The sequence below is a fragment of the Paenibacillus sp. MBLB1832 genome, from assembly GCF_032271945.1.
Taxonomy (GTDB): domain Bacteria; phylum Bacillota; class Bacilli; order Paenibacillales; family NBRC-103111; genus Paenibacillus_E; species Paenibacillus_E roseopurpureus.
The window spans coordinates 485,152-507,555 of sequence record NZ_CP130319.1 but is presented as its reverse complement, the minus strand read 5'-3'; the positions used below and the strand labels follow the sequence as shown (position 1 = coordinate 507,555).

Sequence of the window (22,404 nt, the reverse complement as noted above, 5' to 3'; positions counted from 1 at the left end):
AATATGGGTATTAGAGCCTAATCGATGCTTGATCGAGGATGTTGACGCCATCTTGTCCTTTAAAGTCCTCCATGAGTTGAAAAAGGGCGCCATCTTTCATTTTGGCTTCGATCATCATATCCAACTTCGGTGTGATCGGGGCAATGCCTCTCAGGAAGGTCATTAGCGGACCTACCTCCACGAAATCGGCGTGGCTACGCGGATCCGTATCACTCTTAGGGCTGGAGACGTGGATCTTTGGCGGCAGCGAGGCTGTCGGTGTGTCGGGATGCTCGCGAGCACGCCTCAGCCATGTCTCCTGAATGCGAGGCCATAGCTCGATCGCATCTTCACCTTCGTTATTGACGGCATGGTGATGGATATCGAGAACCATCGGTGCCCCGACTTCTTCCGCAATCTGGAGCGTTTCCAGTGCGTTGAACGTTTTATCATCATTTTCGAGTGTGATGCGCTGTTGGATGGGGAGACGCAGGGCGTTGAAGTTCTGGATAAACCGTCTCGCAGCATTCGTCTTATCCCCGTATGAGCCGCCGACATGAATATTGCACATCGCCTCTGAGCCTAGGCCCATCGCGTTCAACATCGCGGAGTGGCGCTCCAGGTCTTGAACAGATTTCTCCAGTACGTCCTTCCTTGGCGTACTGAGCACGGTAAAATGATCGGGATGAAAGCTGACGCGCATGCCATTTAGCTTGGCATAGCTGCCGAGCTCCTCGAATTCTGCCGCCAGCGTCGGGATCGGGTCCCAATCCGCCAGCATCTCATGGCCGATGAGCGGGATGAATCGGGAGGAGAAACGGAATACCATGATATCATGCGCCCGATTATGCTTCAGGAGGCGCAGCGTGTTATGTAAGTTTTCGGCGCCAATGCGCTCCAGCTTGCGGATCGCCGCTTCCCGATCGATCAGCTTGCTAAAGTTGGTAGCCGTCATCGTCTTGGATGGCGAGGCATTCTTGACCATCGTGGACATGGCCACGTAGCCGAGGCGAACAATCATGTAACGTTTACCTCCTCGATCAATAATAACTTGTACAATATTTTCCTAGTAGATTTCCCATCAGAAAGGTCCTCCATTCTTATATAAATCCTGGTATAACATGAAGCCTCTGATTAATTACTAACATGGTTAACATAGAAAATTAAATGAAGTCCACCAACCTCTATGTCAACCATGTAGGAATATGAGGAATTTTCTAAATATCTAGTCTAACGATATTAAGTGCAGCACTGTTTACACTTGCACCATCAACACTGTTTGTTAAATGGTCTGGAGTAGCACCAATATTTCTAAGCTGGAATTGCTGACCAGCCGTGAAATGTACCATTACCTGACCATTAATTTGTAAATTTGTCATTGAACTATTAGGAAGATCTACACCAGTTCCAAATTCGCTGCCTGGAACAATGGTAAATATCGGCGTAATTCCAATGAATATTGCATAAGCACCTTCAACTGGTGTTGAGCCGTCACCACCCATATTTCTAAAAATAAGACTGTAGTTAATTAAATAGTCCCCAGTCGACATTACTGTAATTGTAGTTCCTCCAACAAGGGCGAAATCTCCAGAATTAACTCCCATAATATTAAAGGAAACTGGTGTATTTGTTGGTACATTACCTTGAGAAAGAGTGCTCCAAAAATTTGCATACATAGGCGTACATTCGCATGAGCCCGTTGGTCCTGTTACTCCCGTTGCCCCTGTTGCTCCTGTCGCTCCCGTTGCTCCTGTTGCTCCTGTCGCTCCCGTTGCTCCTGTTGCTCCTGTCGCTCCCGTTGCTCCTGTTGATCCTGTGGCTCCTGTGGCTCCTGTGGCTCCTGTGGCTCCTGTTGCTCCTGTTGCTCCTGTCGGACCCGTTGGTCCCGTTGGGCCCGTGACTCCAGTAGCTCCTCCTGCTGGTCCTGTTTCTCCCATAGCTCCTGTGGCTCCCGTTGCTCCTGTGGCTCCTGTTGCCCCTGTTGCTCCTGTTGCTCCTGTTGATCCTGTCGCTCCCGTTGAACCAGTAGCTCCTGTCGCTCCCGCTTCGCCTGTTGCTCCAGTTGTTCCAGTCGTTCCAGTCGCCCCCGTTGCTCCCGCTTCGCCTGTTGCTCCTGTTGCTCCTGTTGCCCCAGTTGCTCCATTTGCTCCTGTCGCGCCTGCTTCTCCTGTCGGTCCGGTTGGCCCTGTTGGACCCGTCGAAACTCCAGCTGGTCCTGTTGGACCTGTTACCCCTGTTGCTCCTGTCGCTCCCATTGCACCAGTGATTCCTTTTCCTTTTGGTCCCGTCGGACCTGTCGGACCTGTCGCTCCCGTTGCTCCTGTCGGACCTGTGGCTCCCGTTGCTCCTTTAAAACCTCTCGGTCCTCTTCTGCAGCACTTAGGGGGTTTAGGCGTACAACACGGTGAGCATCTGTTACTAATGCGGGCTTTTTGTTTTCTACTTGCGCTAGAATTAATTGGCAGCTTTGAGGGTTCATTTGAATCAACGTTATTGTTAGACTTCTCTTTATCTAAACTATCCACTTCATCAACCTCTTCTTTCCTCCGTCATCGTAGTACTATATGATCCAAAATATGAAGTGCTCGGGCACTTATTAAAAATCAACTGTTTTACTAGTTTTCGTGACAACCTGTATGGGCGTCGAACGTTCCGCTGCATAACAAAAAGAACACCGCCCCTTTATCGGGACGGTGTTCTTTTTCAAACTATTTATTTGGAGGCTTGCTCGCCAAAAAACATTTCATCTGCCAGCGCGGTCTGAACGCGGGACTCTTCCTCCGTCAAGCGACGGAGAAGCTCCATTTCCACCTGGGTCACTTCCTCGCCTTGAAAATTGATTTCGGCGATAGAAGCGACGATGCGCACAATCGCAATCGCCACGTTATGCGGCGTATACGCGATGACCTTCTGCCCTGTCGGGAAGACGCGGAAGCCGGTTTTCACCATTTTACCGCGGCCGTACTCCAACAGTTCGTAAAGTTCCTGTTCGGATTTAAATTTGCACACTGAATTAAATTCGGTTTGAAAACCCATCTTCATCTACTCCGCATCAAAAGAATATTGGATATTTTGCTTCGCTGCATGACGCTCTAACGCTAGACGAATGAGATCATCGAGCAGCTCTTTATAAGGTTTACCTGTCTCTTTCCAAAGCAGCGGATACATGCTGAACGGCGTGAAACCAGGCATCGTGTTGATTTCATTGATATAGATTTTTTGATCGGTTTTGCCTAAAAAGAAGTCTACCCGTGACAAGCCGCTGCCATCCACAGCAAGGAAAGCACGAAGCGCAAGCGCTCTTACCTCGTCAGATACTTCCTCTGAAATCTCAGCCGGGATAATCATCGCGGATTTGCCATCGAGATATTTGGCTTTATAGTCGTAGAATTCATTCGAAGATACGATTTCACCTACCACAGAAGCGATCGGCTCATCGTTCCCCAGAACCGCAACTTCGATTTCGCGGGCATCGATGTTCTCTTCAATAATGACTTTGCGGTCGTATTGGAAAGCAAACGCAACTGCCTTGATCAGCTCATCTTGGTTTCTCGCTTTGGAAATCCCTACGCTGGAGCCAAGGTTAGCTGGCTTTACGAAGCACGGGTAACCGATCGCCGTTTCCAGCTCAACGAGGTGGTACTCTCGATTCTTCTCCCACTCGGTCCGCGTGAAATGGCGGAAAATACATTGCGGCAGCCCTTCTTGTGCAAATACTTTTTTCATCATGACTTTATCCATGCCGACGGCGGACGCTAATACACCTGCTCCAACATACGGAATGTTGGCCATTTCTAATAACCCTTGAATCGTGCCGTCTTCCCCGAAGGTGCCGTGCAACAACGGGAAAATAACATCCAAACCGAAGTCCTCAGCTGCAGCATTAGCGGAATTGGATATCGCCACATCGCCCTTCGTTTGAATCGCGCCAAAAATGGGTGCCAACGCATTGGAAGCTGGGGCATCCACATCTTTACCTGCGCTAAACGTTAATTCCTCTACGGATTCAATAGGACCGAGATGAGGCGTACCGCTTCTCCATTCTCCTTTTTTGGAAATGTAAAACGGTGTAATCTCATATTTCGTGAAATCCACGGCTTTCATTACGGCCAATGCGGTTTGCAACGACACGTCATGCTCGCCGGATTTCCCTCCATAAATTAGTCCAATTCGTATTTTGCGGCTCATTACGTACCTCCGTCTAGTATTTGCAGTATCTTGCTATTTACATTTCATCTGCTACATGAATAAACACATACTTCGTCCGTTCGGACCAAGCAGGTGAATCTTTATACGCCCAATACCGATTACGGCTATTATAGGTATGCGCATTCACTAATGGCATCCCGTTCGCATCTTTCCCCGTCACAAAGGTATTATGCTGGAACCTGCCGTCGCCATCCCAATCATAGCTAATCGTATCCCCTAGCTGAAGTTCTCTCGGGTCATTTACAACTGTGCCTGTCAAACTATGTGCATGGGGACGTTCCAAATAATGATGCAAGCTGTTGGCAACAGCCCAGCTATAGCTCCAGAGCTCTTGACGCCCTTTTTTCCCGCTAAACCACCAGCCAGAATCCCTTTTCCCAGTATAGTCCATTGGAGCCCCGCCTGCAAAGAGGCATTGAGACACATAATTCGTACAATCTACTTCAAAATACTCGTATCTCGGATTAGGTGTTTGCCACCATGTTTCCGCATATTGGACGGCTTTGGGGCGATTATAAATGATTTTACGAGAGACGGATTCCTGACCCCCAGGTTGGCGTATACTAGGATGGATATATGGCACAGAGGGTGAAACAGGCCGGGTGGGGAGAAATGAAGCGCCCTCTGGTAGATGAAAGCTTTGGCTCCCATGTTCAAGTCTCGACTTCTCGCTTTGCAGAGGCTCTGCACTTTGAACCAGCCAGCCCGTTCCCCGATTTTCAATAATGACGCGTTCCTTTTCAATTCGTTCTTCAAGGTGCTCGATCGAACCAATCTCATAATAATGGGATCGATGCAGCTGAATATCCGCGATAATGCCATAGGGAGACTCTTTAATGCCCTGCAAACGGAGCTTCGTTTCGCCTCGCAGCAACCGAGCATCCCGTTCACGGTAACTGTTCAAGAGCTTTCGCACCTTGATATCCTGTTTCCGTACATAAGCGCTGTCTGAGACATAGGCTTCCAATGGCCCTGCAGAGCCTTCGAGCTCTGCTTGATTTTTCGCGTGAACGTAATTGTAGAGCGCTGTTTTCCAGGACATCTTGGCAATCCTCCTTCGTTAGGACAAGCCCGAATTGCTTTGAATTGATTCAATATATGACATTTTTGCTGTAAAAATGATTGAAATTAATCTTTACTCATACACATCCAGACGGTATACTTGAGGTAGAGGGAATTATGAAATTGAGTTTCATTAGATGAAACCCAATGAACTTATTATTGAGGAGGAACTACCTATGTCCAATAAGGACTCTTTTTCTGTGCGTAAGCAGTTAACTGTCGGCACGAAATCGTTCCAGTATTACAGCCTTCCTGACTTTGAAAGCCAAGGTCACGGCACAATTAACAACCTTCCTGTTTCCATCCGCGTTCTTCTTGAAGCTGCGATTCGTCAATTCGACGGCCGCGCGATTACAGCTGAACACGTTAAACAAATCGCTGGCTGGGCTGAAGGCCGCGATGAGAACAAAGAAATTCCTTTCATTCCTGCTCGTATCGTTCTTCAAGATTTCACAGGCGTTCCAGTCGTCGTTGACCTTGCGGCAATGCGTGCGACAATGGCTCGTGAAGGCGGAGATCCTAAACGTATCAACCCGCTAGTTCCTGTAGACCTTGTAATTGACCACTCTGTCATGGTTGATGCTTTCGGATCCCCGGATGCCCTCGACATGAACATTAACTTAGAATTCGAACGTAACGAAGAGCGTTACCGCTTCTTGCGTTGGGCACAAACGGCATTTGATAACTTCCGTGCTGTTCCTCCTTCAACAGGTATCGTACACCAAGTTAACTTGGAGTACTTGGCATCTGTTGCAGCAACGAAAACAATCGACGGCGAAACTGTCGTTTACCCTGACTCACTCGTAGGTACTGACTCCCATACAACAATGATCAACGGTCTTGGTGTTGTAGGTTGGGGCGTTGGCGGTATCGAAGCAGAAGCAGGTATGCTTGGTCAACCTCTATACTTCGTAGCTCCAGACGTTGTTGGTTTCAAATTGACGGGTCAATTGGCAGAAGGCGCTACAGCGACTGACTTGGCTTTGACAGTTACACAAATCCTGCGTAAAAAAGGCGTTGTTGGTAAATTCGTTGAGTTCTTCGGTCCTGGTCTGAGTAACATTTCCTTGGCTGACCGCGCAACGGTTGCGAACATGGCTCCTGAGTACGGCGCAACAATTGGTTTCTTCCCTGTTGATAACGAAACATTGAACTACTTGCGTGCAACTGGCCGTGAGGAAGATCAAATTGCGCTTGTAGAAGCTTACTACAAAGCACAAGGCATGTTCCGTACAGACAGCACGCCAGATCCAGTGTTCACTGACGTTCTTGAGCTTGACCTTAGCACAGTAGTTCCTAGCTTAGCTGGTCCTAAACGTCCGCAAGACCGCGTTGAGCTTACAAATATGAAGGAATCTTTCAACGCGATCATCCGTCAGCCAATTGAAAAAGGCGGCTACGGTTTGACTGAAGAGAAAGTAGCAGAAGTTGTAGACGTCGCTTACGCTAACGGCGAAACGGTGAAAATGGGTACTGGCGCAGTTGTCATCGCGGCAATCACGTCCTGTACAAACACGTCTAACCCAAGCGTTATGATCGGTGCTGGTCTAGTTGCAAAAAAAGCGGTTGCACTTGGTTTGAAAAAACCAGCTTACGTGAAAAGTTCCCTGACACCAGGTTCCCTAGTCGTTACAGACTATTTGGTAAAAGCAGGCTTGCTTGAGTCCCTAGAAGCCCTAGGCTTCCACGTTGCAGGTTACGGCTGTGCAACTTGTATCGGTAACTCCGGTCCACTTCCAGACGAAGTAAGCAAAGCGATTGCTGACAACGACATGACTGTTGCTGCTGTTATCTCTGGTAACCGTAACTTCGAAGGCCGTGTTCATGCTCAAGTCAAAGCCAACTACCTTGGATCACCTCCATTAGTTGTTGCTTATGCTCTTGCTGGTACAGTAAACATTGATCTTGCGAAAGATCCGATCGGTTACGACCAAAACGATAAACCTGTGTACTTGAAAGACATCTGGCCTACAAACCAAGAGATTCAAGATGCACTTAACATCGCGATGAGCCCTGATATGTTCCGCGACAAATACAGCAACGTATTCCGCGCGAATGAGCGTTTCAACGAAATCGCGATTCCAGAAGGCGATCTGTACGAGTTCGACACGAACTCCACGTACATCCAAGAGCCTCCGTTCTTCACAGACCTTGGCACAGTTCTGGATGATATCGCAGATATCCGCAGCGCTAAAACGTTGGCACTTCTGGGCGATTCCGTAACAACGGATCACATCTCCCCTGCTGGTAACATCAAAGTTGACAGCCCTGGAGGCCAATACTTGATCAAGCATGGTGTAAAAAGAGAAGACTTCAACTCCTACGGTTCCCGTCGTGGTAACCACGAAGTGATGATGCGCGGAACGTTCGCTAACATCCGTATTCGTAACCAAGTGGCTCCAGGAACTGAAGGCGGCGTAACAACATACTTGCCAACAGGCGAAGTTGAGTCCATCTACGATGCTTCCATGAAGTATCAAGCTGAAGGTCAAAACCTTGTTGTTATCGCTGGTAAAGAGTACGGAACTGGCTCTTCCCGTGACTGGGCAGCAAAAGGTACGTTCTTGCTTGGCGTTAAAGCAGTTATCGCGGAAAGCTTCGAGCGTATTCACCGCAGTAACCTTGTAGGTATGGGCGTTCTTCCACTTCAATTCGTTAACGGCGAAAGCTGGAAAACGCTAGGAATTACAGGTCGTGAAACATTCGACATCACAGGCCTTAGCAACGACGTTCAACCAGGTTCCACTGTAAAAGTAACAGCAACTCGCGAAGACGGCACTAGCTTCGAATTCACAGCACTTGTGCGTTTGGATAGCTTGGTCGATGTAGACTACTACCGTAATGGCGGTATCCTGCAAACGGTTCTTCGTTCCATTCTTGCTGAGAAAAACTAATCATTCATAACCAGCAAAACACACACATCAAGCTCGAGATTGCCTTATGGCGGTCTCGGGCTTTTTACTTATTTATGGAAAAATTAACGCATAAAACGGGCCATTTTGATGAGAAGAGCACCTTGCTTCAGCCTTACAGCCCCAAGGGATTGACTTACATTTCCAAAAACTGCGGGTTGAGACGAGGTATATTCCGCACCTATACTGAGGACAGCGAAAGGGGAGATGAAGATGAAGTTGATGAATAAACTAGTCGTAGTCGCACTTGTAGCTTCCTTAGGTTTAGGTTTGAACGCAACTCCGTGGAGTGGAACGGCTTCTGCAGCAGGTGTTGTCCTTAAACAAGGGACTCAAAATGGGGACGTATGGGATGCGCAATTCCGACTAAAAACACTAGGCTATTATGAGCCTTCCATAGATGGGAAATATGGTCCGATTACAGCCGCTGCTGTTCGGAACTTCCAAACGAACTACGGTTTGAATGTGGATGGCGTGATCGGGGCAAAAACGTGGGAAATGCTGCGCAAATTCACGGTTAACCAAGCTGAGCTCGACATATTGGCAAAAGTGATTTACAGCGAAGCCCGCGGCGAGTCTTATGAAGGACAAGTAGCTGTCGGTGCCGTCGTCATGAATCGCTTGCAGTCCAGTCAGTTCGCGAACACGATTCAGGGCATTGTCTTCGAAGTTGGCGCGTTCACTGCTGTCAGCGACGGTCAGTATAACTTAGTGCCAGATAGCACTGCTTATAAAGCCGCTCTAGAAGCGGTACGCGGTTGGGATCCAACTGGTGGAGCGCTCTACTATTTTAACCCGAAAACAGCGACAAGCTCATGGATCTGGTCCCGTCAACAGACGGTACAGATTGGGAATCATATTTTTGCCAAGTAATAAAAGAGAACACCTCTCATGACATCGCGCTGGCGAGTCGTGAAGAGGTGTTTTTGTGCTTACAGGCTTACTTATGATTGCTCGGCTTGTTCTTCATACCAGGGATTCAAATGTACAAGCACTTCGTCTACATCGGTATGAGTTTCTTTGATTTTACGCTTAATAGTGCGGATAATGTCATGACCCGCTTGAATCGTCATGGTGCCCGAAACGCCAAGTCGCGCATCAACCAATATGTAATGCCCATGCTCCCTCGCCCGTAGACGGTCAATGCGCTTCACCTCTGGTACCGAACGGATCAACGCGGCATACTGCTCGACTTGTGCCATGCTGACACTACGCTCCATCAAAATGTCAAAGGATTCGCTGCCCATTTCATAGGCAAGTTTCAACACGAGAAAGGAAACGATAATCCCAGCTACGGGGTCACCATATGCCAAGTAGCTAATATCATAATGATCACCGATCAGGGCAAGCCCGATACCGACTGATGCCGCAATCGATGCGTACACGTCGGCTAAATGATCGTAGGCTGTCGCAATTAGTCCTTTGCTCTGAAGCCGCCGCCCGATCCGCATTGTGTACACATATAAGATCTGTTTCCAGATCAGAGAGACGATTGCGGCGATGAGCGCGATCACGTGAGCTGCGCTCGCTGTTTCAAATAGCGCATGGATGGAGTGATAACCCATGTAGATCGCCGCCGCACCGAGAATAATTGCGACAATAAATGCTCCAAGCACCTCAGCTTTGCCATGCCCGTAGGGATGATCGACATCCGCGGGCTTTGACGACACGCGCATGGAGCTATAGGCTGTCGCCGTGGCGATCACATCCCCTGCGTTATGTATGCCGTCGGCGATTAGCACTTGGCTGTTGAATACGAGGCCGACGATGATTTTGATCGCGGTCAGTACGATGTTGCTGGCCAAACTAATCCAGATCGCCAGCATCGAGGCTGTCTTCTTCATGACTTGCCCACTCCCCTTCCCTCCTCCTAGTATGGCTTTCTCGCCAGAAAGCATCCGCTTGAGTTGGGGGTGCGGGAGCGACGGCCATTTTGGGCGGCTCGGGGCGAGGGGATGGCGCGTGCGGTGTTGAGACTCCCGTTTGGGGAGGCTCTGCGCTACCGCAGCATCGTCCCCATGCGGCGCGCCGCCTCCATAATCGTCGGCGCCTGTTCTTGCATCAGCTCCAGCGTGAGCCTGTTCGCTGGACCCGAAACCGCGAGCGCGGCGACAAGCCGTCCGCCGCGGTCAAGAATCGGCGCGGACACAGCTGCCGCGCCAGGCTCGCGTTCTTCGACGCTCGTGGCGAAGCCCGCCCGTCGCGTGTCGTTCAGCTGCTGCAGGAACGCCTGCGTGTCAATCCCGGTCGGCCAGTCGGCCGAGGATAGCAGCTGCCCGAGCAGCGCTGGTTCAGCAAAGGCGACGAGCACCTTGCTCGAGGCGCCGACATAAAGCGGCATTCGCGCCCCAACAGGGGCGACCCGGCGAATGGCGTGGTTGCTCTGCACGGCTTGGATGCGGACACGCACCAGGCCGTCTTGCACGTACAGCGAGATCGTCTCACCGAGGAGATCGCGCAGGCGTTCCATCTCTGGCAGCAAAATGATGCCAGGGTCGCCTTCTTTGGACAGGTTAGCCGAAAGCTCCCACAGGCGGTACCCCAGTCTGTACTTATCCGTCGCTTCATCACGCATGATGAAGCCTTTGCCTTCTAAGGAAGCCAGAAGGCGATGCACGGTGCTTTTGTGAAGCTGAGCACGGCTGGCAATTTCGGTCAACGTCAGCTCCGACGCCCCCGTAAAACATAGCATAATATCTAAAGCACGCTCGACAGCGCGCACGGTTAGTTTCCCATCTTCCACCCTTGAATCACCACTTTCATGAGCCAAAACTGTTTCACTATATGAAACCTTGTTATGTCCAGTATAACGAAACTAACTTGATGCGTAAAGGTTAATCCCTCTTTTTTACATTATTACAGGATGGTTACAATAGGCTTACAAATCCCGCACCCACATTGACTTGAAAGCGCATTCAGAATACTATAAAGATAGTCGCCAACATTGTCTGAATATTTAAACAATTAACTCTCCTTCCTTCCCCTACAGCTCAGATTAGCACGATTTTTACTCCAAACATTCAACGGAGGGAGGCTCGGTCTATGTCTACAACAAGCTTGAAAACCGTAACCGGAGCGCTTCAACCTACGATTGATCACGTTATTACGCAACCTTTTTTACGTAAAAAAAAGTTCATCACAACCACGCTCCTGGCACTGCTGCTTATTGGCACATCGATCCTGCTGATCTTCCATGCGTATATTGCTTGGACATTGGGGCGGCCGCATATTGAGCCCTTGCATTCGAACCCGATGAAATCTGTTCGTCTCCCCTACTCTGATGTGTCTTTTCCAAGTTATAATGGTAAATCGAAGTTGGACGGCTGGTTCATTCCAGCTGGCGGGGCAACGAAAACAGTCATTTTCTCACACGGTTACGGCGGTAATCGCGAAGAGGAATGGGTGCCTTTGTACAAACTGGCTCGCGAGCTGCATGCCCAACATTATAATGTGCTCATGTTCGACTATGGCTACGTGAATCCGAGCAATCATCGACTCATGACGGGCGGGATTCAAGAATCCCAGGAACTGCTTGGTGCGATTGAGTATGTGAAGCAGACGAATGGCGGGTCGATTTATGTCTGGGGCTTTTCTATGGGGGCTGGCACTGCTTTACAAGCTGCTCTGCAGCAAAACGGAGATATTTCAGGGATGATCCTGGACAGTACATTCCTATTGAACGCGGACACCCTTTACCTAAATATGAATCAAATTGTTCATGTTCCTAAGTACCCTTCTCTGCAGCTGGTTCGCTTATTCTTCCCCGTTCTTAACGGTGTGAGCTTGCGCCAGGTGCCTTATACGCAGGTCACCACGACGTCCTATTCGATGCCGATCTTCCTGATTCATGGCACCGAAGACAACAAAGCGCCCCACAATCTTGTGGAAGCCATGTTCAAGCAGCAGCATAATACATCCTCGAAAATTTGGATTCTTCCAGGCGCCAAGCACGAGCTATTGTACCGCGCTGAACCCAAAACGTATGTGAGCCGCACGATGAATTTCCTGAATGGGATCGAATCATCGACAGCCGCAGCCGTGCAACCTAACCTTGGTATTCCCTCCTCCCTATAAAATCGACCTCTTATGAGGTCGGTATTTTTTTGCTCGAAAAATTCGACTATCTCGCCCAATCTACACCCTTTCGCTGGAGTTACTCGAAAAATTCGATTAACTCGCTCCAGTCTACCCCATCACGCTAGAGTTACTCGAAAAATTCGAGTATCTCGCACCAATGTGCGGCCATCACAAAAAAATGGCGGGAACCTATCCCCGCCACTCCTTAATCCATCTCATAAATCGAGCCCGATTTGCTCGCAAACAGCTCCGCATACACTTTCTCCGCATATGCGTCGGTCATGCCCGAGATGTAGTCCGCGACGAAGCGCGGCCAGCTCCAATTGCTGTTGCGGCGCTCGTAGCTGTCGATCCAGTCCGGCGGAATGATCCATTGGCCCTTCTCCTGATCGATGAAGCTGTCCCAGAGCCGCTCCACGATGATCTCGCTGCGCTTCTGCAAGCGCAGCACGCGGAAATCCTTGATCAGCGTGACCCACGCCAGCTTCTTGAGAATTTCCATCGTGCGCAGCAGGTCGATGTCCTCCACACCGTCTTTGACGAGGGTGACCTTTTTCCAAGCGCGTTCCGTGTCGTCAATAATGTCCAGCCGCGAAGCGAAGGAGCTGACCCAACGGGCTTTCATCTCCCGACGCGTACGCGATGCCTCTCCTTTACATTCGGCGAAAATGAGCTCCCATTGCTCCAGATAGTTCGACAAGACCCGTCTGACCATTTGCTCAATGTCAACTTGCTCCCATTCGAATTTGTGCTGGTTTGGATCGTTCAAGATTTCCATCACGAGATGGCGAATTAACCGTTGATCCTCGAAGAAGGTCGCGTTCATTTGAATTTTGCCTGCGCGAATCCCATCTTCAATATCATGCGTGGAATACGCAATATCATCGCACAGATCCATGAGCTGCGCTTCTAAGGTGGAGCAGCCCGCAGGCATTTTCCAGATGTCGCGTAGCTCGCGAATCGTCTCCCACTCGGCCCCGTATACGCCCTTTAAACGTCCCTCTTCCTCAATGAGGAAGGGATACTTGTTGATGCCCAGCAGCACGGCCGCCGTAAGGTCCAGACCGCTCTCGCTGCCTGCCCGCTTCTCCAAAAACATCAGAATTCGGAAATTTTGCGCATTGCCCTCATATTTCAACCCGTGATCCTTCATCAAGATGTGATTCAGCACCTCTTCGCCCTTATGTCCAAAAGGCGGATGACCGAAGTCATGCGCGATCGATGCGCACTCGACAACGGTGGGATCAATGATCAAGCCTGGGTGCTCTCTTTTGCTCAAAAATGGATTCGTCCGCTCCAGCCGCTTCGCCACTTCCCGAGCGATTTGGGCAACCTCCAAGGAATGGGTCAGCCGCGTCCGATAGTAATCCCCTGAACCAGCGCCGAACACTTGCGACTTGCCTTGCAGACGCCGAAATGTCGGCGATTGAATCAATCTGGCATAATCCCGCTCGAATTCATCCCGTTCTTCACTCCACTTCGAGGAAGCTGCCTCACCAGGCCGATATTTCCGTATGTTGTTCATCTGCTTCCCTCCCCTAGCGCTGCCATGGCGCCGCTCTCTCTTTTAGCCTGCTGCTCGAACTTTGGAATCATACTCACAGTTTATGCGAGAGCATGTACGATAGTCACCGCACGAACCCCCTACAGGGCCTTCTTATTAATTTAAAAGAATACTATATTAAGCCCCTCGCAACAAGCGAAATGTCCCGTAATTGCCAAAAAAGGGAATGCTGCACAAGACCATTGTCTTCATGCACATTCCCTCGCCAAGTCCTATTTAAGAAGAGAAAGAAATTCCGCGCGCAATGTGGCATCTTTACGGAAAGAGCCGCGAACAGCGGAGGTTACGGTTTGACTGCCGTATTTCTTCACACCTCTCGCACACATACACATATGTTCGCCTTCAACGACAACCATGACGCCATGGGGCTTCAACACATCGTCGAGAATATCCGCGATCTCGGAAGTAATTCGTTCCTGCACCTGCAATTTGCGTGTTACCACATCAACCAACCGAGCGAATTTGCTTAGACCCGCAACTTTGCCGCTTGGCAGATAGCCTACATGTACTTTGCCATAGAATGGCGCCATATGGTGCTCACACTGACTGTAGTAAACAATATCTTTGATAATGACCAGCTCTTCATGCTGTTCATCGAACGTGACCCCAATCACGTCTCGCGGATCCGCCTCATACCCAGAAAAAATCTCTTCATACATGCGCGTTACACGAGCTGGCGTATCTAATAAACCTTCACGATCTACGTCTTCGCCGATCAAGCGTAAAATTTCGCGCACATGGTGTTCGATCTGTTCGCGATTCTCCGCGACTCTTTTATTTTTATATTCGATGGATGCCATTTTCTCTACCACTCCAACCTACAACTTATTTCCGTCTATTGTTAAAGTTCTGATTCTTCATCATTTGTTGTGCTTTATTTAACTGTTGCTTGTTCATGTTGTAGCCCATTTGCTTCGCCATTTTGGCCAGCATTTCTGGATTGTTCTGCATCGCTTCCAGCTGTCTTTTCAAGTAAAACACCCCGATAAAGAATCCGCCTACCAAGCCTGCTACTAGTGTGAGAATGGGAATCAAATAACTCCACATAACCTGTGCCCCCTGCATGTACAAATTTAGAATAGAATGCTTGTTCTATCATATCATTACTGTTCCTCGGTTTACAAATTACGGTTTACAATTTAAAGCACCTGCTCGATGAACAAGGTTGTTTCTTTGGCCAAATCGAGTTCCTTGATGTCTAGCGTACGATCACCAGCATCTTGCTTCACGATCCGAATAATCGGACGCATTGGCAGGCCACGGTGTTGGCCGACAACGACGCCTGTCTCCCGATTGGACAAGCGAACGGACATACCTGTCGGATAGACTGAAACAATTTTCAAAAATTGAATCAAGACCTCGCGATCCAGCTTCGTCCCCGCCAACGCCAACATGTGCTCACACGCTTCGTGCGGCAGCTTGCGGCGGCCAGCGGACATATCGAACAGCAAATTATCGTACATATTGGCTACGGCTGTAATTTTGGCATAAATATGAATATCTTCACTCATGAGCCCACGGGGAACGCCTTCCCCATTCAAGGCCTCGTGATGCTGGAACGCGACATGCGCGATGAGCAGACTCAACTCCCGCTTGTTCTTCAATAGCTCAAACCCGCGCCATGTATGGTGCCTACGCATATCCTCCGACTCATCGTCGGTCAGCAGCTCCACCTTGCCGATGTCGTGCAACAGCGCCCCCATCGCCAGTTCCTTCAACTGGGTCGCATTCATGCCCATATTCATTCCGATCAGCACCGACATCATACACACATTCATCGCATGAACATACATCTGGTTATCCTGTGTCCGAATATCGTTCAATTGCACGAGCACATCGCGGTTTTTCATGATTTCATCCAGCAGCGTATTAATCGTCATACTGACCGACCGAGTGTTAAACTCCTTGCCGGATTGTATAGACGCGAACGTTTGACCCATCTGCCCCATAACGAGACGTTTCGTTTCATCAGAAAGAATCTCAGGCATCTCCACATCCTCTAGATCTGGATCCTTGATATAGATCATCGTCACACCAATTCGATTAAGCGTATTAATCATAAACACCGTTAACTGCACATTCTCCGAAAGCAGAATCGCCCCGTTGCTGGCGTAAATCGTACGACCCAGATATTGGCCTGCCTCTACGGTATCCAGATGCACGTATTTCATAGGGTTCTCTCCTCCAAATCCAATAAGTGAATCTTCGTCGGCAGTCCTCCGCCATACCCCACCAGATCTCCGCTTGCGCCGATGATCCGATGGCACGGAATTATAATCGGTACTGGATTCTGATTATTCGCTCCACCTACAGCCCTCACGGCTTTCGGAGAGCCAATCGCCTCTGCAATGTGTTTGTAGGACGCGGTTTCCCCATAAGGAACAGCTTGCAGCGCTTGCCATACCCGCTTCTGGAAGTCCGTCCCTCGCAGATCAATCTCAACATCAAAGTCCTTCCGTTCCCCTTGAAAATACTGCGCTACCTGTCCCACAATGGCAGCCAGCGGTTCCGCAAGCTGGATAAGCTCATGCTCGCCGTACCAACGGCGCGCCCATTGCTCGCGCCCCTCCCGATTGTCTTTCGCCGTACCGAACTCCACCTTGCACAGCCCCTGCGGGGAAGCGACAAGGACTAGGGGACCGATCGGTGTGTCGATCTCTGTATAGTGAAGCTGCGTGCACGTTGTCATCCCTATTCCTCCTGTGTGGCCCACTAGCTATTCTGCGCTGCCAAGGCCTTCTTGATGTCTGTGTGCACCTGCGGCTCTTGCTCGGCCGCAGACGCCTGTTGCAACGCATCCAGCGCTTCCTCGCCGCCGATGCGCCCCAAAGCCCACGCTGCGGTTGCCCGGATTTCCGGGCGAGGATCGCTCCGCAGCAGCTCATTGAGGACTGGCACCGCGGTGCGGTCCTTGAAATTACCCAGCGCGATGATGGCATTGCGCTGGATCGGCTTTTTGCCGCGCCAGGATGCCGCGATGCGCCCGTACTGCTCTTTGAAGTCCTTGTTCGACATCGTGAGCAAGGGAATGAGCAGCGGCTTGACCTTCTCAGGGTCAGGCGTAAGTTCAGGATGATGCGTCCAGTTCATCCCCTTATTTTTCGGGCAGACGATCTGGCACGTATCACAGCCATAGAGGCGGTTGCCGATCTTGAGCTTGAACTCATCCTCCACATACCCTTTGGTTTGTGTGATGAAGGAGATACAGCGGCTCGAATTAAGCTGCCCTGGGCCGACTAGCGCCCCTGTGGGACAAGCATCGATACAAATCGTGCAGTCTCCGCATTGGTCCTTGATGGATATATCGGATTGAAACGGAATATTCGTGATCATTTCGCCCAAATACACCCACGATCCCCATTCCGGGGTGATGACGGCGCAATTCTTAGCGCTCCAGCCGATACCGGCGCGTTCGGCCACGGCGCGATCGACGAGGGCACCCGTGTCGACCATGCTCTGCAGCCTCGCCTCGGGCGCACGCGCGGCGATGAAGGCCTCCAGCTTCGCGAGTCGGTCGCGAAGCACGTCATGGTAGTCGCTCCCCCACGAGGAGCGCGAGATGATGCCCCGATACGCCCCTGGCGCGGATCGAGGCGGGTTCGGCAGCTTCGACGGGTACGCCACGGCGATGGAGATGATGGATTGCGGTGCGTCCAAGCTCAGCTCGGGGCGCACCCGCTTCTCGATGTCCGGCTCCTCGAAGCCGGATTCGAAGCCCTTCTCCCTGTGGCGGAGAAGGATGTCTTTCAGTTCGTGGAACGGCTCCGCAGACGTGAAGCCGATTTTATCGATGCCGAGCGAAGGTGCGGCATCGACGATCTCTTGTTGTAATTTGCGCCAGTCTCGCGTCAACCCGCTCACCTCACTCTCATTCAACTTGAGTTACAACCTCGCGGCCTTGTCAAAAGGCCACATGACGAACTCCGCCCTGCCCTCTACCAGGCTGGTCGGAATAACCCCGAACATGCGGCTGTCTGCACTCGCCGCACGATGCCGATTATCGCCCATCACGAAGATCTGGCCTGGTCCGACCTCTGTGGGACCGAAGTCGCCATCCTCGATGGGCGAATCCGTGAATGGCTCCACGACTTTGTCGCCATTCACATATAATGCCCCTGCTCGGCCTTGCACTTCATCGCCGGCAACGGCAACAACCCGCTTCACCAGCAGCGAGTGCTGCGTCCAGGAGGGCTTCAGCTCCTCGAGCTTGTCTGGCTCCTCAAGAATCACAATATCGCCGCGGTCCGGCGCTTGCAAGTAGGTGATCGCTTTGTTCACGAGCAACCACTCTCCTTCATTTAAGGTAGGATCCATCGAATGCCCGCGCACAGTTGAGAAGTTGAAGACAAACTGATGAACTATCACAACAACAAGAAGAGCTACAAGAATGGATTTGGTCCAATCCCACAGCTCTTGCGTTAAACTTCTCGATTCCTGCACGCGATTCGGGACTGCCTCCGCCTGATTGGAACTTCCGCCTCCAATGAAGAAACTCACTTAAACGCCCCCGTTCTTATGCTTTTCCCACTGTTCATAATAGTGCATCACAATGTCATCCTGGAACGGAGGCTTGTCCCCGTTAACCAGCGCAAGCAGCGCGGCCAGCCCCTCTTTCACCTTCTCCTCTACAATAGATGAGTAGTGGTAGTTCAGTTTATGACGTTCATATTCATCCTGATCCACGATATGCACCGTGCGATCTGGCATGCGAATCACATCAAGATCATAATCGATATAAGTTAACACGTTCTGAGTCACATATAACGGAGAGGCTACATTGCAATAATAGCGCACGCCCGTCTCTTCCATGAGCGCTACGATGTTAAACCACATTTTCGGAATAAAAAAAGAAACCCCTGGAATACGGCTAACCCATTCCTTGCCGTCTGCCTCTTGAATTTTCGTTTGACTATTAATGAAGACCAACATGCCCTGCTTCCTATGCTCTTCATGGAGAATAGGCTGCGGTACCCGCCAATTGGTCAACCACATACGATGTAAATGACCATCATGTTTGAAGCTTTTTATCACATACGGCGTGAAATTATCCATGTTCCAAAGCTCCTCTATACTTTCTGCCGAAACGTCACCTTATTATATAGAAAAGCATATCTGACCCCCAATTGCAATGGTGGCACAGATATGCTTTCTACTTCATCCTATGAATTCGTTCTATTCCGTTCGTAGAGCCAGCCTATACGCTGACTTTCTTCACAATGCTAAGGCGATGTGCCGTTCTGGAGAAGTCCGCTGTGCTGTAACCCGCAGATTCGTACACAGGCAGCACCATCTCGTTATGCACATCGACAGTCACCATAATTTTCTTCACGTTCCGTTGGAGAAACCTCGTCTTCATTGCTTCGATCAATGCTTTGCCGATACCCTTGCGTTGATAAGCTGTTGCGACTGCGATGCGATAGTAGTACCCGTTGTTATTATCGATCGTTCCGATAATCAGGCCTACAACTTGCTCTTCCTCTTGAGCGATTAAGACAAGCTCCGTGTCCCACGATAGCTGGCGCGCGAAGGCTTCCATCGTCTCTTCATAGCAGGTTTCCGACAGAACGTCTTCTAGTAGTTCTTTTACCGAAGAGGTATCACCAAGCTGAAATGAACGAACATGCATACGGCTCTCTCCCAATTCCACATTAATTTGTTGAGATTAATTTTATGTAAAGAAGTAAATACGACAAAAAAACACGAAATCCTGCTGAAATTGTGGTGAAATTCACAAAAAACTTTGTTTTTTTCGTTTTTACTACTGAAAGCGCTTAAATGCAAGCGTTTTCATTGAAATTCTCTCTTTTTTCACCAATTTCTAGTTCGACAGACCTCTTTCCAACCCTTCTATGCCGGATTGGCTATTGGCGCATAAAATGTCGTGTCCCAAGGAACACTGAAAAATACAATCATGTCATTGAGAAATTCAGGAAGGTCTCTTCAAATGGAATTCATTCGTCGTTTATTTAAAGCCGCTAAGGTGATGATCGATCAGCCCTCACATAACCAACAGACCCCCATGCCGCTAGAACTAGATCATCTTGCAAACAGCCTATCCATGAATATCACTCAGCTCCAATCTCTATTTAGCGACACACCCGATTTAGTCATTCGTTCCTTTACTTATAAGCAAACTGGCGCCCCCGCTGCGCTAGCTTACTTAGATGGATTGGTGGATAAGAACTCGATCAACAACAACGTTTTGCATCCTCTCTTGTTCCACGAATTCGACCTGGCTGACCATGACAAACTGCCTATCGCTATTGGAGACCTTCATCGACTTCTAAAGTGGTCCGATATTTCCTTTGCCCTTCTGAACGGGTACAGCGTGCTCTTTGTGGAGGGCTACGACTATGCATTCTCCTTAGAAACACAAGGTTGGCCGCAACGTGCGATCTCTGATTCGCAAATTGAGGCATCCCTGAAAGGCGCTCACCAAGGCTTCATCGAAACGGGAAGTCAAAATATTGCATTAATTCGCCGCTACATCTCCAGCCAGCAGTTGAAAATCAAAGAGCTCTACGTCGGCGAACGGACTCGGAGCAAAGTATCCATCCTCTATTTAGAGGATGTTGCGCTTCCTGAAATCCGACTTGAATTGGAACGTCGCATCACAGGCTTACGGGTAGATTGCATCTTGAATACAGGCGAGCTGGCGGAGTTGATCGAAGATAATCCCTTTTCCCTGTTTCCGCAATTGATTACAACCGAAAGGCCAGACACGGCTGCATCCCAACTGCTGCAAGGGCGATACTGCGTCGTCGTTGATCGCTCCTCCAGCGTATTGATCGCTCCCGTTGGTTTAGCTGCCTTCTTCCAGGGCATCGATGATTACAGCACACGGTGGCCTGTAGCTACCTTCTTTCGACTATTGCGTTACTTCGCATGTTTAATCGCAGCCTTCTTGCCTGCTTTTTACATTGCCTGCATTTCCTTTAACCATGAACTCATCCCTTTAGATCTCATTTTGTCGATTGGTGAGTTCCGATCAGCCGTGCCCTTTCCGCCATTTATCGAGGCGCTCATTATGGAAATCATGCTCGAAATGCTTAGAGAGGCTGGCGTTCGTCTACCTGCGCCGATTGGTCAAACCGTTGGCATTGTTGGCGGCATTGTCATTGGACAAGCAGCCGTTCAAGCGGGTATTGTCAGCAACCTCATGGTTGTTGTGGTAGCTTCTACGGCGGTAGCCTCCTTCATTCTACCCAATTTTGACATGGCTGCTTCCGTACGATTAATTCGCTTTCCCATGATGACGATTGCCTCCATGTACGGCATCATTGGGATTATGGCAGGCTCTATGGTCATCATCGCTCATCTGATTAGCTTGAAATCACTCGGTGAAGCCTACAGCTCTCCCATTGCTCCAATGCGAATAACAGATTGGAAGGACGTCTTCATTCGTCTGCCGTTAGCCAAAATGGTGAAACGGCCGAAAAGTGTTCGAACACTGCAAAAGCGTCGATACGGTCACATGAAACAGAAAGGAGATGATTCATCATGAATCCAAGTAAAGGCAATCAAATCACGCTGTTACAATATATTTTGCTTATTCACAGTGTACAGCTCGGTGTTGGCCTAATCCCCCTGCCTGGCGACCTTGCTAGAGGCTGCGGTACAGACGGATGGATTGTCTTGATTATCGGATGGCTCGTCTCGACTATCTGCAGCCTGATTATCATTCAAATTATGAAGAGGTACCCAAACGGCACAATCGTTGACCTGCTAAGCCATTTCTTTGGTAAATGGGTAGGAAAAGTAAGTATGGTTGTGTTTGCCTGCTATTTTATCATCTTCATCTATTTAATCTATCATCGCATGGCACTTCTCATTCAGAATTGGATTATGCAGCAAACGAGCAATTCTGTCCTAATGCTGCTTTTTCTTGTTCCCGCTTATATGATTACAAAAGGCGGATTTCGTATGATTGGCCGTTATGCAGAAGTTCTCATTTTCCTTTCCGTTGCGCTCCCATTGAGTGCCATCCCTTTGTTCAAACATGCACAATGGATTCATCTGCTTCCCATTCTAAAACATGGTTGGCTGCCCATACTTCATACCGTTCGATCCACCATTCTAGCCTTTGTTGGATTTGAAATTGCTTTCTTCTTATATCCTTACTTAGAAAAAAAGGAATCCGCCTCCATCGGTATCATTGTTGGGAATTCTGCCACCCTCTTCATCTATCTGCTGTTTACCGTGCTCTCTTATATCAACTTCAGTCCAGATGACATTACGCAGTATCATAATACGCTCATATCGCTTTTCAAAATCATTGAGTTTCGTTTTTTAGAACGATTTGATATTTTAGTTCTTTCCTTGTATTCACTCCTTATTGTCCGAACTTGGATTCCAATGCTGTATGCTGCTGTCATCTGTACCCAGCAACTTGGCATCAAGGGCCAACCTCGACTGCACATCCTTCTCATCCTGACCCTTATGGTCGGCCTGACATGGATATGGAATCCAGGATGGAATGACAGTATGGAATTAAGCAGCTTTATTGAGCATTTCGGAATTGGAATCGCTTTTGTTATGCCGCCGCTCCTATGGGCCATTCTAGCGGTTATGCGCCGATCTTCAAGGAGGGCTACTCCTTGA

The 22,404-nt window shown here is 49.5% G+C and carries 21 protein-coding genes and 1 pseudogene; 6 read left to right on the top strand and 16 right to left on the bottom strand.

Going from position 1 to position 22,404, the window contains the following annotated elements; all coding sequences use genetic code 11:
- Positions 1-10: 10 nt before the first annotated feature.
- From uvsE to MJB10_RS02400, 5 genes and pseudogenes are all read right to left on the bottom strand, one after another.
- On the bottom strand, positions 11-1,000 hold the full coding sequence (gene uvsE, locus MJB10_RS02420) for a UV DNA damage repair endonuclease UvsE (RefSeq protein ID WP_314801398.1): 990 nt from the start codon (positions 998-1,000) through the stop codon (positions 11-13).
- 666 nt (positions 1,001-1,666) lie between these two features.
- Positions 1,667-2,402: pseudogene (locus tag MJB10_RS02415) on the bottom strand (BclA C-terminal domain-containing protein); the annotation flags it as partial.
- Between the two features lie 289 nt (positions 2,403-2,691).
- A complete protein-coding gene (locus MJB10_RS02410) occupies positions 2,692-3,015 on the bottom strand; it encodes a hypothetical protein (RefSeq protein ID WP_314801395.1) in 324 nt (107 codons plus the stop codon).
- A gap of 6 nt (positions 3,016-3,021) precedes the next feature.
- The gene (locus MJB10_RS02405; RefSeq protein WP_314801391.1) at positions 3,022-4,167 is read right to left on the bottom strand and encodes a D-alanine--D-alanine ligase; all 1,146 of its coding nucleotides are present in this window, start codon (positions 4,165-4,167) and stop codon (positions 3,022-3,024) included.
- A gap of 37 nt (positions 4,168-4,204) precedes the next feature.
- A complete protein-coding gene (locus tag MJB10_RS02400) occupies positions 4,205-5,230 on the bottom strand; it encodes an amidase domain-containing protein (protein WP_314801388.1) in 1,026 nt (341 codons plus the stop codon).
- Positions 5,231-5,426: 196 nt separating this feature from the next.
- On the opposite strand from MJB10_RS02400, the gene acnA reads away from it, so the two are divergent.
- The 3 genes from acnA (at position 5,427) to sleB (ending at position 9,035) form a co-directional block, all read left to right on the top strand.
- Positions 5,427-8,144 carry an aconitate hydratase AcnA gene (gene acnA / locus MJB10_RS02395; protein WP_314801385.1) on the top strand — a complete coding sequence of 906 codons (2,718 nt, stop codon included), beginning with the start codon at positions 5,427-5,429 and terminating at the stop codon, positions 8,142-8,144.
- A gap of 74 nt (positions 8,145-8,218) precedes the next feature.
- Complete coding sequence (locus tag MJB10_RS02390) at positions 8,219-8,392, top strand: hypothetical protein (RefSeq protein ID WP_314801383.1); 174 nt, start codon at positions 8,219-8,221, stop codon at positions 8,390-8,392.
- On the top strand, positions 8,385-9,035 hold the full coding sequence (gene sleB / locus MJB10_RS02385; protein WP_397386609.1) for a spore cortex-lytic enzyme: 651 nt from the start codon (positions 8,385-8,387) through the stop codon (positions 9,033-9,035). Before MJB10_RS02390 ends, sleB begins: the two co-directional genes overlap by 8 nt.
- A 71-nt stretch (positions 9,036-9,106) precedes the next feature.
- On the opposite strand, the gene MJB10_RS02380 is transcribed toward sleB, so the two are convergent.
- Both MJB10_RS02380 and MJB10_RS02375 read right to left on the bottom strand, forming a co-directional pair.
- On the bottom strand, positions 9,107-10,006 hold the full coding sequence (locus MJB10_RS02380) for a cation diffusion facilitator family transporter (protein WP_314801377.1): 900 nt from the start codon (positions 10,004-10,006) through the stop codon (positions 9,107-9,109).
- Between the two features lie 155 nt (positions 10,007-10,161).
- Positions 10,162-10,905: an IclR family transcriptional regulator gene (locus MJB10_RS02375; RefSeq protein WP_314801374.1), complete on the bottom strand. Its 744-nt coding sequence runs from the start codon at positions 10,903-10,905 to the stop codon at positions 10,162-10,164.
- Between the two features lie 299 nt (positions 10,906-11,204).
- Here MJB10_RS02375 and MJB10_RS02370 point away from each other — a divergent pair, with 299 nt between their 5' ends.
- Positions 11,205-12,236 (top strand): alpha/beta hydrolase, encoded by a 1,032-nt coding sequence (locus MJB10_RS02370; protein ID WP_314801372.1) that lies wholly within the window; start codon positions 11,205-11,207, stop codon positions 12,234-12,236.
- A 208-nt stretch (positions 12,237-12,444) separates the two neighbouring features.
- On the opposite strand, the gene MJB10_RS02365 is transcribed toward MJB10_RS02370, so the two are convergent.
- From MJB10_RS02365 to MJB10_RS02325, 9 genes are all read right to left on the bottom strand, one after another.
- A complete protein-coding gene (locus MJB10_RS02365; RefSeq protein WP_314801369.1) occupies positions 12,445-13,764 on the bottom strand; it encodes a deoxyguanosinetriphosphate triphosphohydrolase family protein in 1,320 nt (439 codons plus the stop codon).
- 251 nt (positions 13,765-14,015) lie between these two features.
- A complete protein-coding gene (gene folE / locus MJB10_RS02360; protein WP_314801367.1) occupies positions 14,016-14,603 on the bottom strand; it encodes a GTP cyclohydrolase I FolE in 588 nt (195 codons plus the stop codon).
- Between the two features lie 25 nt (positions 14,604-14,628).
- Positions 14,629-14,850, bottom strand: coding sequence for a YneF family protein (locus MJB10_RS02355; protein ID WP_314801365.1), 222 nt, complete (start codon positions 14,848-14,850; stop codon positions 14,629-14,631).
- A 92-nt stretch (positions 14,851-14,942) separates the two neighbouring features.
- Positions 14,943-15,974, bottom strand: a complete 1,032-nt coding sequence (locus tag MJB10_RS02350) for an HD-GYP domain-containing protein (RefSeq protein WP_314801363.1) — start codon at positions 15,972-15,974, stop codon at positions 14,943-14,945.
- Positions 15,971-16,492 carry a methylated-DNA--[protein]-cysteine S-methyltransferase gene (locus tag MJB10_RS02345; protein WP_314801361.1) on the bottom strand — a complete coding sequence of 174 codons (522 nt, stop codon included), beginning with the start codon at positions 16,490-16,492 and terminating at the stop codon, positions 15,971-15,973. Before MJB10_RS02345 ends, MJB10_RS02350 begins: the two co-directional genes overlap by 4 nt.
- 23 nt (positions 16,493-16,515) lie before the next feature.
- Entirely contained in the window at positions 16,516-17,679 is a 1,164-nt protein-coding gene (gene queG / locus MJB10_RS02340) for a tRNA epoxyqueuosine(34) reductase QueG (protein ID WP_314801358.1), read from the bottom strand.
- A gap of 6 nt (positions 17,680-17,685) precedes the next feature.
- The gene (gene lepB, locus MJB10_RS02335; protein WP_314801353.1) at positions 17,686-18,300 is read right to left on the bottom strand and encodes a signal peptidase I; all 615 of its coding nucleotides are present in this window, start codon (positions 18,298-18,300) and stop codon (positions 17,686-17,688) included.
- Complete coding sequence (locus tag MJB10_RS02330; protein ID WP_314801349.1) at positions 18,301-18,855, bottom strand: DUF402 domain-containing protein; 555 nt, start codon at positions 18,853-18,855, stop codon at positions 18,301-18,303.
- 142 nt (positions 18,856-18,997) lie between these two features.
- Positions 18,998-19,429 (bottom strand): GNAT family N-acetyltransferase, encoded by a 432-nt coding sequence (locus MJB10_RS02325; protein ID WP_314801346.1) that lies wholly within the window; start codon positions 19,427-19,429, stop codon positions 18,998-19,000.
- Between the two features lie 318 nt (positions 19,430-19,747).
- Between MJB10_RS02325 and MJB10_RS02320 the strand changes: the two genes are divergently transcribed.
- The gene (locus tag MJB10_RS02320; RefSeq protein ID WP_314801343.1) at positions 19,748-21,307 is read left to right on the top strand and encodes a spore germination protein; all 1,560 of its coding nucleotides are present in this window, start codon (positions 19,748-19,750) and stop codon (positions 21,305-21,307) included.
- Positions 21,304-22,404, top strand: a complete 1,101-nt coding sequence (locus MJB10_RS02315) for a GerAB/ArcD/ProY family transporter (protein ID WP_314801340.1) — start codon at positions 21,304-21,306, stop codon at positions 22,402-22,404. The genes MJB10_RS02320 and MJB10_RS02315 overlap by 4 nt, the downstream gene beginning before the upstream one ends.

Coding starts and splice junctions, on each gene's coding strand:
- MJB10_RS02350 (WP_314801363.1), bottom strand. CDS start 15,974: ATGAAATACGTGCATCTGGATACCGTAGAGGCAGGCCAATATCTGGGT.
- MJB10_RS02390 (WP_314801383.1), top strand. CDS start 8,219: ATGGAAAAATTAACGCATAAAACGGGCCATTTTGATGAGAAGAGCACC.
- MJB10_RS02325 (WP_314801346.1), bottom strand. CDS start 19,429: ATGCATGTTCGTTCATTTCAGCTTGGTGATACCTCTTCGGTAAAAGAA.
- sleB (WP_397386609.1), top strand. CDS start 8,385: ATGAATAAACTAGTCGTAGTCGCACTTGTAGCTTCCTTAGGTTTAGGT.
- MJB10_RS02355 (WP_314801365.1), bottom strand. CDS start 14,850: ATGTGGAGTTATTTGATTCCCATTCTCACACTAGTAGCAGGCTTGGTA.
- MJB10_RS02345 (WP_314801361.1), bottom strand. CDS start 16,492: ATGACAACGTGCACGCAGCTTCACTATACAGAGATCGACACACCGATC.
- uvsE (WP_314801398.1), bottom strand. CDS start 1,000: ATGATTGTTCGCCTCGGCTACGTGGCCATGTCCACGATGGTCAAGAAT.
- MJB10_RS02380 (WP_314801377.1), bottom strand. CDS start 10,006: ATGAAGAAGACAGCCTCGATGCTGGCGATCTGGATTAGTTTGGCCAGC.
- MJB10_RS02330 (WP_314801349.1), bottom strand. CDS start 18,855: ATGGATAATTTCACGCCGTATGTGATAAAAAGCTTCAAACATGATGGT.
- MJB10_RS02410 (WP_314801395.1), bottom strand. CDS start 3,015: ATGGGTTTTCAAACCGAATTTAATTCAGTGTGCAAATTTAAATCCGAA.
- MJB10_RS02365 (WP_314801369.1), bottom strand. CDS start 13,764: ATGAACAACATACGGAAATATCGGCCTGGTGAGGCAGCTTCCTCGAAG.
- MJB10_RS02405 (WP_314801391.1), bottom strand. CDS start 4,167: ATGAGCCGCAAAATACGAATTGGACTAATTTATGGAGGGAAATCCGGC.
- MJB10_RS02320 (WP_314801343.1), top strand. CDS start 19,748: ATGGAATTCATTCGTCGTTTATTTAAAGCCGCTAAGGTGATGATCGAT.
- folE (WP_314801367.1), bottom strand. CDS start 14,603: ATGGCATCCATCGAATATAAAAATAAAAGAGTCGCGGAGAATCGCGAA.
- MJB10_RS02315 (WP_314801340.1), top strand. CDS start 21,304: ATGAATCCAAGTAAAGGCAATCAAATCACGCTGTTACAATATATTTTG.
- acnA (WP_314801385.1), top strand. CDS start 5,427: ATGTCCAATAAGGACTCTTTTTCTGTGCGTAAGCAGTTAACTGTCGGC.
- MJB10_RS02400 (WP_314801388.1), bottom strand. CDS start 5,230: ATGTCCTGGAAAACAGCGCTCTACAATTACGTTCACGCGAAAAATCAA.
- MJB10_RS02370 (WP_314801372.1), top strand. CDS start 11,205: ATGTCTACAACAAGCTTGAAAACCGTAACCGGAGCGCTTCAACCTACG.